This window comes from Chromobacterium amazonense, from assembly GCF_001855565.1.
Classification (GTDB): domain Bacteria; phylum Pseudomonadota; class Gammaproteobacteria; order Burkholderiales; family Chromobacteriaceae; genus Chromobacterium; species Chromobacterium amazonense.
The window spans coordinates 136,996-151,912 of the sequence record NZ_MKCR01000006.1 but is presented as its reverse complement, the minus strand read 5'-3'; the positions used below and the strand labels follow the sequence as shown (position 1 = coordinate 151,912).

12 protein-coding genes are annotated in these 14,917 nt (G+C 62.5%); 6 read left to right on the top strand and 6 right to left on the bottom strand.

What is annotated here, in order from left to right:
* Positions 1-55: 55 nt before the first annotated feature.
* Positions 56-1,252, bottom strand: coding sequence for a vWA domain-containing protein (locus tag BI343_RS05265; RefSeq protein ID WP_071108935.1), 1,197 nt, complete (start codon positions 1,250-1,252; stop codon positions 56-58).
* Between the two features lie 183 nt (positions 1,253-1,435).
* Between BI343_RS05265 and BI343_RS05260 the strand changes: the two genes are divergently transcribed.
* The 3 genes from BI343_RS05260 to BI343_RS05250 are packed head-to-tail and all read left to right on the top strand — an operon-like array spanning position 1,436 to position 4,993.
* Positions 1,436-2,866 (top strand): coniferyl aldehyde dehydrogenase, encoded by a 1,431-nt coding sequence (locus BI343_RS05260; protein ID WP_139165650.1) that lies wholly within the window; start codon positions 1,436-1,438, stop codon positions 2,864-2,866.
* Between the two features lies 1 nt (position 2,867).
* The gene (locus BI343_RS05255) at positions 2,868-3,386 is read left to right on the top strand and encodes a twin-arginine translocation signal domain-containing protein (RefSeq protein ID WP_071108934.1); all 519 of its coding nucleotides are present in this window, start codon (positions 2,868-2,870) and stop codon (positions 3,384-3,386) included.
* Positions 3,383-4,993 carry a GMC family oxidoreductase gene (locus BI343_RS05250; RefSeq protein ID WP_071108933.1) on the top strand — a complete coding sequence of 537 codons (1,611 nt, stop codon included), beginning with the start codon at positions 3,383-3,385 and terminating at the stop codon, positions 4,991-4,993. Before BI343_RS05255 ends, BI343_RS05250 begins: the two co-directional genes overlap by 4 nt.
* A gap of 87 nt (positions 4,994-5,080) precedes the next feature.
* Here BI343_RS05250 and BI343_RS05245 read toward each other — a convergent pair whose 3' ends face one another.
* Both BI343_RS05245 and BI343_RS05240 read right to left on the bottom strand, forming a co-directional pair.
* Positions 5,081-5,449: a CZB domain-containing protein gene (locus BI343_RS05245; protein WP_071108932.1), complete on the bottom strand. Its 369-nt coding sequence runs from the start codon at positions 5,447-5,449 to the stop codon at positions 5,081-5,083.
* Between the two features lie 174 nt (positions 5,450-5,623).
* Entirely contained in the window at positions 5,624-7,666 is a 2,043-nt protein-coding gene (locus BI343_RS05240; RefSeq protein ID WP_139165649.1) for a site-specific recombinase, read from the bottom strand.
* Between the two features lie 144 nt (positions 7,667-7,810).
* On the opposite strand from BI343_RS05240, the gene BI343_RS05235 reads away from it, so the two are divergent.
* From BI343_RS05235 to BI343_RS05225, 3 genes are read left to right on the top strand one after another with little or no spacing between them, the layout of a single operon-like run.
* Positions 7,811-8,395 (top strand): TetR/AcrR family transcriptional regulator, encoded by a 585-nt coding sequence (locus BI343_RS05235; protein WP_071108931.1) that lies wholly within the window; start codon positions 7,811-7,813, stop codon positions 8,393-8,395.
* A 30-nt stretch (positions 8,396-8,425) separates the two neighbouring features.
* A complete protein-coding gene (locus tag BI343_RS05230) occupies positions 8,426-8,938 on the top strand; it encodes a DUF4442 domain-containing protein (RefSeq protein ID WP_043623023.1) in 513 nt (170 codons plus the stop codon).
* Positions 8,935-9,750 (top strand): crotonase/enoyl-CoA hydratase family protein, encoded by an 816-nt coding sequence (locus tag BI343_RS05225; RefSeq protein WP_071108930.1) that lies wholly within the window; start codon positions 8,935-8,937, stop codon positions 9,748-9,750. Before BI343_RS05230 ends, BI343_RS05225 begins: the two co-directional genes overlap by 4 nt.
* A gap of 212 nt (positions 9,751-9,962) precedes the next feature.
* Here BI343_RS05225 and BI343_RS05220 read toward each other — a convergent pair whose 3' ends face one another.
* The 3 genes from BI343_RS05220 to BI343_RS05210 all read right to left on the bottom strand — a co-directional run bounded on the left by BI343_RS05220 (position 9,963) and on the right by BI343_RS05210 (position 14,893).
* A complete protein-coding gene (locus tag BI343_RS05220; RefSeq protein WP_043623016.1) occupies positions 9,963-11,165 on the bottom strand; it encodes a branched-chain amino acid ABC transporter substrate-binding protein in 1,203 nt (400 codons plus the stop codon).
* A gap of 287 nt (positions 11,166-11,452) precedes the next feature.
* Complete coding sequence (gene hemH / locus BI343_RS05215) at positions 11,453-12,541, bottom strand: ferrochelatase (RefSeq protein ID WP_071108949.1); 1,089 nt, start codon at positions 12,539-12,541, stop codon at positions 11,453-11,455.
* A 48-nt stretch (positions 12,542-12,589) separates the two neighbouring features.
* Positions 12,590-14,893, bottom strand: a complete 2,304-nt coding sequence (locus tag BI343_RS05210) for a DNA translocase FtsK (protein WP_071108929.1) — start codon at positions 14,891-14,893, stop codon at positions 12,590-12,592.
* Positions 14,894-14,917 lie beyond the last annotated feature (24 nt).

Genomic DNA, 14,917 nt, shown 5'->3' with positions numbered 1-14,917 from the left:
ATTCATTCTGGGCTACAACTTGCTTGGGACTCAAGCAAAAAATTGTGTGCCGACGTTAATTTTTGACCGGAGCGGCGGTTTTTTTCAGATCGCGCATCGCTTGGTCCAGTCCGGCCAGCGTTAGCGGATGCATTCGTTCTCCCATCAACTGCTTCAGCATGCTTACGGACTGGGTGTAAGGCCAGGCTTCTTCGGCCAAGGGGTTGAGCCAGACGGCGTGCTTGAAGTGCTCCAGCAGCCGGCGCAGCCAGACTTCGCCGGACTCCTCGTTCATGTGCTCGACGCTGCCGCCTGGGAAGGTGATTTCGTACGGACTCATGCTGGCGTCGCCGACGATGATCAGCTTGTAGTCGCGGCCGAAGGTGTGGATCAGATCCCAGGTGGGGAAACGCTGGCTGTGGCGCCGGTTGTTGTCCTTCCATACCGATTCGTAGACGCAGTTGTGGAAGTAGAAGTACTCCAGGTGCTTGAATTCGGTCTTTACGGCGGAAAACAGTTCCTCGCAGGCGCGGATGTGGTCGTCCATGGAGCCGCCCACGTCGAACAGCACCAGCACTTTGGCGCTATTATGCTGCTCGCGCTGCATTTTCAAATCCAGCATGCCCGCCTTGCGCGCGGTGGCGGCGATGGTGGCGTCGAGATCCAGCACTTCTTCGGCGCCGTCGCGGGCAAACTCGCGCAGCCGGCGCAGCGCCAGCTTGATGTTGCGGGTGCCCAGCTCCACCTTGTCGTCGAAGTTGCGGAATTCGCGCTGGTCCCACACCTTGACCGCGCGGCGGTGGCGCGATTGATCCTGACCGATGCGCACGCCTTCCGGATTGTAGCCATAGGCGCCGAACGGGCTGGTGCCGCCGGTGCCTATCCACTTATTGCCGCCCTGATGGCGTTCCTTTTGCTCCTCCAGCCGCTGGCGCAGGGTTTCCATCAGCTTGTCCCAGCCCATGGCCTGCAGCTTCTGCTTTTCTTCTTCGCTGAGATATTTTTCCACCTGCTTGCGCAGCCAGTCCTCGGGAATGGCGCGCTGCAGGTCGTCCAGCGCCATTTCCAGTCCTTGGAAGTGATGGCCGAACACTTGGTCGAAACGGTCGAAGTATTTTTCGTCCTTGACCAGGGCGGTCCGCGACAGATAGTAAAACTCATCCAGATTGCCGAAGGCGACATTGCGTTGCAGCGCCTCCAGCAGCAGCAGAAATTCCTTCAGGGTGACCGGCAGGCCGGCATTGCGCAGCGCGTAAAAGAAATCGATCAGCATGGAGTCAGGCGATGGCTAGAGTGGCGGTACTGCCGACGATGATACTACGGACGAGGCGGCGTGGCTGTTTGGACTGAGACATAAGCAGCCGGCATAGTGACAGGCGAGGGGGCTGGTGCTAATCTAGGCTAGAGCGCGAACTCTAAACGGTTGTTCGGCTCTAGCAAGCAAGAAGGATCATACATGGACGCCATCAAAATGCCCACAGAAGCCGAGAGCGCGCTGCTCGAGTCGTTTTCCCGGCTCAAGGCCGTCGCGCGGGCGGCGCCGTATCCATCGGCGGAAACCCGGCGCGCCTGGCTGGCCGCATTGGAACGCTTGATGCAGGAAAACCGCCAGGCGCTGGTTGACGCCGTCAGCCGCGATTTCGGCCATCGCAGCGATGTGGAAACCCGTCTGGCCGAGCTCTTTCCTTCGCTGGAAGGCGCGCGCCATGCCCGACGCCATCTGCGAAACTGGATGAAGCCTCGCCGCCGCAGTGTTTCCATCTGGTTCCAACCGGCCAGCGCCAGCGTGATTCCGCAGCCGCTGGGCGTGGTCGGCGTGGTGGTGCCGTGGAATTATCCGCTGTTTCTGTCTTTTGGTCCTGTCGCCGCCGCGCTGGCGGCGGGCAACCGGGTCATGGTCAAGATGTCCGAATACACGCCCGCCACAGGCGAGTTGCTTCAAACATTGGCGCGGCAGTATTTCGGCGATGATCTGCTGACGGTGGTGAACGGCGATGCCGATCTGGCCCAGGCCTTCACCCGGCTGCCGTTCGATCATCTGCTGTTCACCGGTTCCACCGCGGTAGGCCGCCATGTGATGCGCGCGGCGGCGGAAAACCTGACGCCGGTGACGCTGGAGCTTGGAGGCAAGTCGCCGGCGCTGGTGGCGCGCGGCGCCAATCTCAAACGCGCGGCGGAAGCCATCGTCGCCGGCAAGATGCTGAATGCCGGGCAGACTTGCGTGGCGCCGGATTATCTGCTGGTCAATGCCAAGGATTGCGAGGCGCTGCTCGAGGAGATCCGCGCCGCCGCCAAGCGCATGTACCCGACGCTGGCGGGCAACCCGGATTGCAGCGCCATCGTCAACCAACGGCATTACAGCCGGCTGCAAGGCTGGTTGGATGTCGCCCGCCAGGCCGGCGCCCGCATCGAGAGCCTGAATCCTGACGGGGAGGCGGCTGCGGACAGCCGCAAGCTGCCGTTGACGCTGGTGCAAGACTGCCCGGATGACTGCGAATTGATGCGCGAGGAGATTTTCGGCCCCATCCTGCCGGTGGTCAGCTACGACAAGTTCGACGAGGCGCTGGCCTATATCAACGCCCGGCCGCGGCCGCTGGCCTTGTATTTGTTCGACGACGACGCTTTGCGCATCGAGCGGGTGCTGAAAGAAACGGTTTCAGGCGGTGTCAGCGTCAATGATACCCTGTTGCATGTGGTGCAGGAGAACTTGCCGTTCGGCGGCGTCGGCCCTTCCGGCATGGGGCATTACCACGGGCGCGAGGGTTTTCTGACCTTTTCCAAGCTCAAGCCGGTATTCCGGCAGAGCCGTCTGGCCGGCACTTGGATGACACGGCCGCCTTATGGCCGCCTGGTGGAGTGGATGTTGAAGTTGATGCTGCGGCGCTGACATGCCAAGTAGACGACAGTTCTTGCAGGCGGGCGCGCTGGGCGCGGCGGCCTTGGCGCTGGCAGGCTATCTGGCGGCGCCGGCAGTGGACAGCTCGGCCCCGGCGGAATCGGGAGCGCTGCGTTGGCTGCAGCCTGCCGATGCGCAGATCATCGCCGCGCTGGCCCCGGTGATGCTGGGGCTGCGTGATCTGCCGCTGGCCGCCGTCGTCGCGGGCGTGGACCAGGCGGTGGCCGGACTGCCGCCGGCCAGCCGCGACGAGGTGCGGCAGCTGTTTGATCTGTTGGGCAATCGGTGGGCAAGGCGTTGGCTGGCCGGCGTGTCCGCGCCGTGGGGGCAGGCTGAGCCGGATGCGCTGGCCCGCTTTCTGCAAAGCTGGCGCAACAGCCGTTTTCTGCTGCTGCGTAGCGCCTATCAAGGACTCCATCAATTGATCAATGCCGCCTGGTATGGGAATCCGGCAAGCTGGGCCGCCATCGGCTACCAGCAGCCGGCCATGGTGATGGAGCGTTTGCCGTGAGCGGTAAAATAGTCGATCCCATACTGCAGGGCATCGCGGGAGGCTGGAAGGTCATCGATGGCGCGGCGCAGCGCGAGGATCTCAAGCTGGAAGCCGATGTGGTGATCATAGGCAGCGGCGCCGGCGGCGGCATCGCCGCCGAGGTGCTGAGCCAGGCCGGGTTGGATGTGCTGATTCTGGAAGAAGGCGGCCTGTATAGTTCGACCGATTTCCGCTTGAGCGAGGCGAAAGCCTATCCGCAGTTGTATCAGGAGTCCGCCGCGCGCCAGACGGCGGACAAGGGCATATCGATCCTGCAGGGGCGCGCGGTTGGCGGCGGCACCACGGTCAATTGGACCAGTTCGTTCCGTACGCCGGGCGATACCCTGCGCTGGTGGCGGGATCAGCACGGTCTGACGGCGCTCAGCGAAGAGGCCATGCGGCCGTGGTTCGACAAAGTCGAGCAGCGGCTGGGCATCGGGCCTTGGGAGGGGGAGCCGAACGCCAACAATCAGGTGCTGGAGCGCGGCTGCCTGGCGCTGGGGCTGCGCCATGCCCGCATCCGCCGCAATGTGCGCGGTTGCTGGAATTTGGGGTATTGCGGCATGGGTTGCCCGACCAACGCTAAGCAGTCCATGCTGGTGACCTGTATTCCGGCCGCGCTGGACAAGGGCGCGCGGCTGTTGACGCGGGCTCGGGTAGACCGCTTGCAGCCTGACCAAGCGCAGGGCCGCATCGCCGAAGTGCGGGGCAGCCTGCTGTCGGCCGACGGGGTGACGCCCAGCGGGCGCGCCTTGTCGGTGCGCGCGCGCCATGTGGTGTTGGCGGCCGGCGCGATCGGCACGCCCGCCATCATGTTGCGCAGCGGACTGGCCGACCCGTCCGGCTTGACCGGAAAGCGCACCTTTCTGCATCCGGTGGCGTTGTCGGCAGCGCTGATGCCGGAGCGGGTGGAGCCTTACAATGGCGCGCCGCAAACCGTCTATTCCGACCATTACATGCATACCCAGCCGCTTGATGGCCCGCTTGGCTTCAAGCTGGAAGTGCCGCCTATTCATCCCCTGCTCGCCAGCGTGACGTTTCCGGGCTTCGGCCCGGAGCAGGCGGGGCTGTGGCGCAAGTTTCCGCATCTGCATGCCACCTTGGCGCTGCTGCGTGATGGCTTTAATGAAAACAGCGTCGGCGGCGAAGTGAGGCTGCGCGGCGATGGCTCCCCGTTGCTGGATTATCCGCTGAATGACGTGCTGTGGGACGGCGTGCGGCGCAGTTGGCTGGCGATGGCGGAGATACAGTTCGCCGCCGGCGCGAAAATCGTGCTGCCCTTGCACGAACAGTCCAATCCGGCAAGCCGACTTGGCCAGGCCAAGGCGATGATAGAGGCATTGCCCTTGCAGGCGCTGCAGGCCAAGCTGGTCAGCGCCCATGTCATGGGCGGCATGGCGATGGGCGACGATCCGGCGCGCAGCGTGGTGGATGATCATGGACGCCACTGGTCATGGCGCAATCTGACGGTGGCGGATGGCTCGATATTTCCCACCAGCATAGGCGCCAATCCGCAACTTTCCATCTATGCCTTTGCCTGGCGGGCGGCGACGGCCTTGTCTGCGCAGCTGGCGAGCCGAAGTTAGGGCGGCTCGCTCGCCAGGCTTAATGACGCAAGGCGCATTGGTTGCGGCATCGATTCAGGGAGGCTACGTCCAAACGCGGCATAAAGTTCATGTAGACGCTGGCTTGTCTTCGTCTATCGCCTGCCGCAGCAGGTGGATTGACGAAGCGGCCGCGCTGATCGCTACATCCAGGGCATCATCGTCCAAGGCGCGCGCCGCTTCTTGAAACCGGCGCTGATTGATCAAGCGGGCGATCTGGCCGGCTTCGCGATGGAGCATGGCGTGGCGGCTGATGCAGGTCTGCAGGATGCCCAGGCCGCCATGGGCGCCTTTGGCATGACTGTGCAGCCATTGGCCCAGTTCGCAGCGGTCGTCGCGCGAGACTACCTCAGCATCCAGGCCGCTCTGCCTGGACAACGCTTCTTTCAGGCATTGTTTCAACTCGGCGTGGTTGGCTAGTTCTTGTTCCAAATCCATGGCTACCTCGGCAGGCCGGTGGCGACCGGGCGAGCCATCCTGCGCAACTCGCCGGGTTCGAGAGATCAGTATCCTAGGTATTTATAACTAGAAGATCGCCGATTGTCTGTGTTAGAACCTGGATTTTGGCATGAGGAGTCAAGCGCCAGCGCGTGCGCTAGCGCTTGGCGCGGGTCAGCTCTTGGTGGTGTCGGCTGGCGCGGTTTCGGCCTCCGCGGCCGGCGCCACTGAGGCGGGAGGGATGAAGAAGCGCAGCGGCTGGCGCAGGAAGCTTTTGGCCAACATGGGAATCAGCGGCAGCAGCAGCGAACCGGACAGCTTGCGCGAGCGCAGCGCCACCCATAGCGCGAGGAAGAAGCTGACTGCCAGGTTGACCACGCCGATCAAGGCTACCCCGGCGACGCCCAGCAGCACGACGGTCAGCGGCACCTGGAAATCCAGCGCCACGGTGGCGAAGGCAAGATTGGCCGACGAAAAGGTGATGTGGCGGATGTCCAGCGGCAGACCCAGGATGGTGCCTATGGTGCCGGTCAGCCCCAGGAGCATGCCGAAGTAGAAATTGCCGGCCAGCGCGCCCAGATTATGCTCGATGTAATGCCCAAGCCGCCAGGCGCGGTTCTCGCCCAGCACCTTGCGCAGCAAGCGGTGGCCCGCGATCCGCTCCGGAATGCGACGGTAGATGGCCTTGTTGTCGTAGTAGCCGGCGATCAGGCCTGACAGGAACAGGAATATCCCGGCGATGGCGGCGTGCGGCAGCGCCAGGCTGTGGATGGGGTCAATCTCGTGCAGCAGCTTTTGCGCCTTGGCCGCGTCGACCACCGGCGCGCCGAACAGCGCGTTCCAGCCCAGCGCGATCAGCGCCGCCGTCGGGATGGCCAGCATCACGTTGCCCATGATGGCGACGAACTGGGTGCGCACCACCTTGACGATCAGATCCGCCAATTGCTCCAGCTGCTTCTTGCGGCCGTGCTGTTCGTGCAAGACCGCGGCCAGCCGGGCCGCCGTCATGGCCGGCTGCTTGGTGGCGATGGTGAAGTGCAGGATCTGCACGATGATGAAGCCGATGGCGTAGTTCAGGCCAAAGCCTATGCCTTCCCACAGCAGCGGAAGATGGCCGCGCGCCAGCATCAGCTTGATCAAGGCCATGAAGCCGACGATGAAGCCGGCGCCCATCGCCGCCTTGCCCATCTTCGACCAGTCGCGGCGGTCTTCCGCGATGTAATGCTCGCCGTGGCGGCCGGCGTGCTCGGTCACCTGCAGCGCCAACAGCTCGGTATTGGATTTGAACAGGTCGCGCACGCTGTACTTGCGGTTTTCGGCGCGGGCGAAATCCACCAGCAGGCGGAACAGCTGCGGCCGCTGCGCCGGATCATGCTCCGGGGACAACAGCTCCAGCAACGCGCGCAGGCGCGCGATGCTTTGCGCCAGGCGCAGGCTGTGGTAGGTCAGGTTGACGGAAATGCCGTAGCGCGCCGCGTTTTTGCGTACCCGGCCCAGAATGGCCTCGCACTGCTCCAGCAGCACCAGCACCTGTTTTTCGTCTTCCGGCGGCGGCACGCCATCCACCAGCGCTTGCCGGTAGCTGTCGACGTAACGCTGCACTTCGGCGTTCAGGTGCATGAAAGGCGAGGCGAAGCGTTCCACTTCCGGACACACCCGCACCAGTTCCGGCTCCAGGCCGATGGCGGTGATGCGCGCCGACAGCACCTGCACCGATTCCAGCAACTGCAGGCGGGTCTGGCGCTCGCTGTCCTGGCGCGGCGCTTCGTGCCAAGCCATGGCGCGCCACAGGGCGTGCCAGGTGGTGTCCGGCACCGCACCCAGCCACTGGTAATCATCCTGACGGTTGAAGAGCAGGCCGAAGCGGTCGCGCAGGGAGTCGGGGTTGTAGGGCATGGGCAGCATGCGTTCGCCCAGGCGGTGCAGCAGGGTAGAGCCGAAGCCGTCATTGGCCAGAATGCCGGCCTCGGTGTACAGCGGAATCTGCCGGCTTTCCGCCAGCAGCGTGCTGAGCGACTGCCGCAATGCTTGGCGGTAGTCGGCGTGATGTTCCAGCAGGAAGGACAGCGCCTGCAGGCTGATGGTGGCCTGTTGCGGCGCTTGTCGTTTATCGGGTCGCAGCGCGGCGATCAGCCCCGCCAGGGCTTCGGTCTGGCCGGGTTCGCGGCACAGACGGCGCAGGGCGGATTCCAGATCGGGAGCAATGTGTTCGGTCATGTTTTGCCAGAATGGGCGCGCGGAGCGCGCGTTTCGGGAAAGGGAGCTGCCATCATTTTAGTTTATGTGGCGCCGCTCCGGACAGAGGGTGGCCGCAGCAGGGCGGCGATTGACACCTTACTAACCAGTAAGTAGAGTGCTTTGATGCATAATGGTTCCGACAGCAAAACCGACACCCGCAAGCGCATTCTCGACCTGGCCGAGGAATTGCTGCTGACGCGCGGCTTCAACGGTTTCAGTTATCAGCACATCAGCAGCGAGCTGGGGGTGCGCAATGCGGCCATCCATTACCACTTCCCCAAAAAAAACGATCTTGGCGTGGCGCTGATTCAACGCTATCGCCGGCGTTTTCAACGCTTCATCGAGCAGCAGGCCGACTGGAGCGCCGCCGAGCAGTTGGAGAGCTATTTCGGACTGTCGGACCAGTACTACCAGCAACGCAAGCAGATTTGCCCCAGCGGAATATTCAGCACCGAATTCCAAACGCTGCCGGAAGACATGCGGCAGGAAGCCGCCGCCTTCATCGACGAGATGAGGCAGTGGGCGGTGGCCATCGTGCGGCGTGGCCTCGAAGCCGGCGCGATGCGCTATGCCGGCACCCCGGAAGCGGCGGGCATGCTGCTGTTCGCCGCGCTGCAGGGCGGCTTGCAGTTGGCGCGCATCGACGAGAACGCCTTGCCGCTGCTGAAGGAGCAGGCAAGGGCGATGCTGGGCCTGAAACAAATATAACGACACGAGAACCATAATAGAGGGGGTAGCATGGAGTATCGCAAAAACAGCATGAGCCGCATCGCGGACAAGGTCGGCAAGTTGCCGGTGGGCTGGCGCCGGCCTGTGCTGTCGATGATGTTCGGCAAGATCGTCCCGTTCCTGGCCACCGCGGGCCTGCGCTTCGAGGAAGTCGGCCATGACCGGCTGACGGTATCGATCCGCAACCGCAAGAAAGTGCAGAACCATATCCGCGGCGTCCACGCCGCGGCGATGGCCTTGCTGGCGGAAACCTCCACCGGATTTGTGGTGGGGATGAATATGCCCGACGACAAGCTGATGCTGCTCAAATCGATGAAGGTCAACTACATCAAGCGCGCGCAGGGCGATATGCGGGCCGTGGCCACGCTGACCCCGCAGCAGATCCAGTCCATGTACGATCAGGACAAGGGCGAGGTGCTGGTCGAAGTGGCGGTCACCGACGAATCCGGCGAGTCGCCCATCATCTGCGAGATGCTGTGGGCCTGGATTCCCAAAAAACGTCCCGAGGTAAGCGCGGCATGATTACTTTGCAAACGCTGACGGTTGAGCTTGATGACAAGGCGGCGCTGATCCGCTTCAATCGCGCCGACAAGGCCAATGCCTTGAATTGGCAGATGTGGCAGGACTTGCGCAGCGCCATGGACTGGGCTGACGGCGAGCCTTCGGTGCGGGTAGTGGTGTTGGCGGGCCAAGGCAAGCATTTCTGCTCCGGCATCGATCTGGCCATGATGGCGGGGCTGCAGTCGCAGATCGACGACAAATGCGAGGCGCGCAAGCGCGACAAGCTGCGCCGCTTGATCATCGATTTGCAGGACTGCGTCAACAGCCTGGAGCGTTGCCGCAAGCCGGTGATCGCGGCGATTCACGGGGCCTGTCTGGGCGGCGGGTTGGATATCGCGCTGGCAGCGGATTTCCGCCTGGCGGCCAAAGATGCGGTATTCGGCGTGCGCGAAGTCGATATCGGCATGGTGGCCGATGTCGGCTCTTTGCAGCGGCTGCCGCGTGTCGTCGGCGAAGGCGTGGCGCGCGAGCTGGCGTTGACCGGGCGCGACATGGTGGCGGACGAAGCGCTGGATGTCGGCTTGGTCAATCGGGTGCTGGCGGACGAAGAGGCTCTGCTCGCCGCCGCCATGCAAAGCGCCTGGCTGATTGCCGGCAAGTCCCCGCTGGCGGTGCGCGGCACCAAAGAAGTGATGAATTACAGCCGCGATCGCAGCGTGGCCGATGGGCTGCAGTTTGTCGCGGGATGGAATGCGGCGATGCTGATTTCGGAAGACATTCAGAAAGCCGCGATGGCGGCGATGATGAAGCAGCAGGTCAGCTTCCGCGATTGATGGTCGGACATGGCCGCTGGATCGGTCGGAACAAAAAAGAGGCGCCTTTGGCGCTAATGCCGTTCACTTAAGAGAAAAGCACCGTCTCCATGCATGGGAAGCGGTGCTTTTTTTGTGGATTCCTGTGCTCTCAAGGCCAGAAAAGTCGCCCGAAAATCCTTAAGTGAACGGCATTACGCCTTTGGCGCCTCTTTCTGTTTCCATCTCTGGGCTTACTTGGTTTCGCCGCCTACGGTGGACACCACTTCCCACTTGCCGTTCTTCACCTGGTAAACGGTGACGGCGCCGTTCTTGATGTCGCCCTTATCGTCGAACGCAATCTTGCCAGTCACGCCTTGGTAGTCGGTCTTGCCCACTTCCGGCAGATAGACTTTCGGGTCGGAGGACTTGGCGCGCTTCATCGCGTCAACCAGCACCATCACGGCGTCGTATTCAAACGGCGCGTAGATCTGCACGTCGGTGTTGAATTCCTTCTTGAACTTGTCGTCGAAGGCCTTGAAGCCCGGCATCTTGTCGCGGGAAATCCCGCAGCTGGACGCGTATTGGCCGTCGGATGCGTCGCCGGCCAGCTTGATGAACTCCGGAGTCTGCCAGCCGTCGCCGCCCATCAGCTTGGCCTTGATGCCCAGGCGCTGCATCTGCTTGGCCAGCGGGCCGGCCTGCGCGTCCATGCCGCCGTAGAATACCAGGTCAGGTTTGGTGGACTTGATCGAGGTCAGGATGGCGTTGAAGTCGGTGGCGGTGTTGTTGGTGAACTCGCGCTTGACCACTTCCGCGCCATTGGCCTTGACCGAACCTTCGAACTGGTCGGCCAGGCCTTGGCCGTAGGCGGTGCGATCATCAATGATGGCGATCTTCTTGGCCTTCAGCTCCTTGGTGGCGAACTCGCCCAGCGCCTTGCCTTGCTGCACGTCGTTGGCGATCACGCGGAAGGTGGTCTTGAAGCCCTGCTTGGTGTAGTCCGGGTTGGTGGCGGACGGGGAGATTTGCGGAATGCCGGCATCGGAGTAGATCTTGGAAGCCGGGATGGTGGTGCCGGAGTTCAAGTGGCCGACGACGCCCACTACGCCGGCGTCAACCAGGCGCTGCGCGACTTGCGTGCCGATTTTCGGGTCGCCCTGATCGTCTTCCGACACCAGTTCGAACTTGACCTTCTTGCCGCCGATCTCGACGCCTTGGGCGTTCAGGTCTTCGATGGCCAGCTTGGCGCCGTATTCGTTGTCCTTGCCAAGGTGGGAGATCGGACCCGACATCGGCGAAACCTGGCCGATCTTGACGGTGGCGCTGTCGCCGCCGGAAGCGGCTTGGGCAGGAGCGGAGGCGGCCTGTCCCGAGGCCGGCTGTTCCTGTTTGCTGCAGGCAACCATGGCGAGCGCGGCGGTGGCGATCAGGCTGAGGCGAGCATATTTATTCATAGAGATTTCCCCTGAATCTTTCTGTGTAGACTTTGATGATCTCTTTCGGTAAACCAACTACACCTTTTTACGGTGGTCAGTTGCAACTGATTATGGTGACCAGTTTATCGGGGTGTCAATGTGGAATGCCGCAGACCTAGTGAATATAGGATCATTATTTACATTTTGCGCAAAACAAATTGAAAACGGGCATATCGCGAAAATCGCAATATGCCCGATGACGGTTTTTTGTCTTTGATTTGTAAGGGCTTGTCAGAATGAGGAGCGCGGCCGCAGCGCGCTTGATGTCAGCGTGCTGCCCCCATGTCATGGGCGCGGGCGGCGCGGGCGCGGCCATCTTCTGCCGGTTTTTCCAGCCAGCCCGACAGATTGTTTTTTACAATTGCCGCCAAGCCGGTGATCCATTGCGGGTCTTCGTTCAGGCAGGGGATGTAGCGGAATTCGCCACCGCCGTTGCTGAGAAAGGTTTCCTTGCCTTCCATGGCGATTTCTTCCAGCGTTTCCAGACAATCGCCGACAAAGCCCGGACAGATGACATCCACGCTTCCGGTTTTATCCTTGCCTAGCTGGGCCAGCACTTCGCTGGTATACGGTTTGAGCCATTCGGTGCGGCCGAAGCGGCTCTGGAAAGTGATGACGTATTGATCCGGCCGCAGTTGGAGGGCCTCGGCCAGCAGGCGGCCGGTTTTCTGGCATTCGCAGTGATACGGATCGCCCTTGTCGCGCGTGAAGCGCGGCACGCCGTGGAAGCTCATCACCAGCTTGTCCGGCTGTTGGCCGTATTGCCAGTGCTTGCGCACTTGCGCAGCCAGGGCGGCGATATAGCCCGGATCGTCGTGAAAATGCCGCACGGTGCGGACTTCCGGCATATTGCGCAGCCGCATCAAGACGCGGAAGGCCTCATCCAGGGCGGTGGCGCTGGACGAGGCGGCGTATTGCGGATACAGCGGCAGCAGCAGCAGCTTTTCCACACCTTGCTCGCGCATCTTGCCGATGACGCTTTCGATGGACGGATTGCCATAGCGCATCGCGTAATCCACCACCAAGTCGCGCAACCCCATTTCTCCCAGCTGGCCTTTCAGCAGTTTGGCCATGTTGCGGGTATGCAGCAGCAGCGGCGAGCCATCCTTGGTCCAGATGCTGGCGTACTTCTTGGCCGATTGCTTGGGCCGGGTGTTGAGGATGATGCCGTTGAGGATCAGCCACCATGGCAGGCGCGGAATCTCGATCACGCGCGGATCGGACAGAAATTGCTTCAGATACGGGCGCAGCGCCTGCGGGGTGGGCGCGTCTGGCGTGCCCAGGTTCATCAGCAGCACGCCGATTTTGGGCGTGTAATCGTGGCGGAATGCGGGTTCGGGCAGATAGCGGGGCATGGCCATCCTTATTGATATCGAAGAAAGGGCGCGCGGCGCCCCGAGGGCTTAATCGTCTTGCCGGGCCGGCGCCAGCACGGTGCGGTTGCCATTGCTTTCCATCGGCGACACCAGGCCGGCGCTTTCCATCTGCTCGATCAGCCGCGCCGCGCGGTTATAGCCTATGCGCAGATGGCGCTGCACCGAGGAGATCGATGCTTTGCGCGTTTTGACCACGATGGCGACGGCTTCGTCGTACAGCGGGTCGGACTCGGCATCGCTTTCGCCGTCGATGCCGGCGCCGGCGGCGCTGTCGTCTCCGTCGGCCTGGCCGGTGAGGATGCCTTCGATGTAGTCCGGTTCGCCGGTTGTCTTCAGGAACTCGACCACGTGGTGGACTTCCTCGTCGGATACGAAGGCGCCGTGCACGCGGTTGGGATAGCCGGTGCCCGGCGGCAGGAACAACATATCGCCCTGGCCCAGCAAGGCTTCCGCGCCCATCTGGTCCAGAATGGTGCGGCTGTCTATCTTGCTGGATACCTGGAAGGCGATCCGCGTCGGGATATTGGCCTTGATCAGGCCGGTGATGACGTCGACCGATGGCCGCTGGGTGGCCAGAATCAGGTGGATGCCGGCGGCGCGGGCCTTCTGCGCCAGGCGGGCTATCAACTCCTCGATCTTCTTGCCGGCCACCATCATCAGGTCGGCCAGCTCGTCAATCACCACCACCACCAGCGGCAGGGTGTCCAGCGGCTCGGGCGTTTCCGGCGTAAGGCTGAATGGATTGGGAATCTTCTCGCCGCTCTTTTCGGCGTCCTTGATCTTTTGGTTGAAGCCCGCCAGATTGCGCACGCCGAGCTTGGACATCAGCTTGTAGCGGCGCTCCATCTCGCCCACGCACCAGTTCAGCGCGTTGGCTGCCTGCTTCATATCGGTCACCACCGGCGCCAGCAGGTGCGGGATGCCTTCGTAGACCGACAGTTCCAGCATTTTCGGGTCTACCATGATCAGCCGCACTTCCTTGGGCGTGGCCTTGTACAGCAGCGACAGAATCATGGCGTTGATCGCCACCGATTTGCCGGAGCCGGTGGTGCCGGCCACCAGCACGTGCGGCATTTTGGCCAAATCGGCCGATACCGGCTGGCCGGCGATGTCCTTGCCGAAGGCGATGGTGAGCTTGGACGCCATGTTCTGGTAGCTGTCCGAGCCGATGATCTCGGTCAGGCGGACGATCTGGCGTTTGGGGTTCGGCAGCTCCAGGCCCATATAGGTCTTGCCCGGTATGGTTTCCACCACCCGGATGGAGACCAGCGACAGCGCGCGCGCCAAGTCCTTCATCAAATTGACGATCTGCGCGCCCTTGACGCCGACAGCGGGTTCGATCTCGTAGCGGGTGATCACCGGGCCGGGGTAGGCCGCGATGACCTTCACTTCCACGCCGAAGTCGGCCAGCTTGCGCTCGATCAGCCGCGACGTGTACTCCACGGTTTCCTGCGATACCGGCTCCTGCTGCTCCTTGGGCGCGTCGAGCAGGCTCAGGCCCGGCAGGGCGGCGTCCTTGGGGTCGGCGAACAGCGATTGCTGCACCGGCTTCTGCGCTTTGGCCGATACCGGCACGTCCAACACCGGCGGTTCGATGCGAACCGGCGCGGCCTCTTCAATCTTTTTCTTGGCGACGGAAACCTTCTCTTCGCGCTTCTGCGCGGTTTCCTTGCCGATTTCGCGGTCTTTTTTCGCTTGCCAGTTCCGCCAAAGATTGATGACGCCGTCTTCGATCGAGCCGCCTATCTTTTCCATCAGGTCCAGCCAGGATAGGCCGGTGAACAGCGAAAAGCCGATAGCGGACAGCACGCCCAGCAACAAATACGCGCCGGACAGTCCAAGACCGTGTGCGATGTGCTTGCCCAGGTAATGGCCGAGCATGCCGCCGGCGTCCAGCGGCAGCGTCACCAATTTGCCATCCAGCACAATGGCCTCGAAGCTGGCGCTGGAAAGCAGCAACAGGAAGAAGCCGCCGACGGCGGCGGCGGTGATGGGATTGAACTTGAAGCCCAGGCTTTCGATGCGGCGGTAGCCCCAGCCTATGGCTACCAGGCAGAACACCACCAGCCACCAAGCGGAGAAGCCGAAGACATACAGCAGCATGTCCGACAGCCAGGCGCCGAACGAACCGCCGTAATTGCGCACGGTGGGGTCTGACGAGCTGTGCGACCAGGACGGGTCAAGCGGCGAATAGCTGGCCAGCACCAGAACCAGATAGACAGCCGCCACCGCCATCAGCAGCCACCATGCCTCGCGGAGCAGGGAGACCAGCTGCGGCGGCAGCGGTGTTTGATTATTCTTGACTACTGCCTTGCGCTTGAAAAATCGCATTTTTTTCATGTTTGGCTATGACAG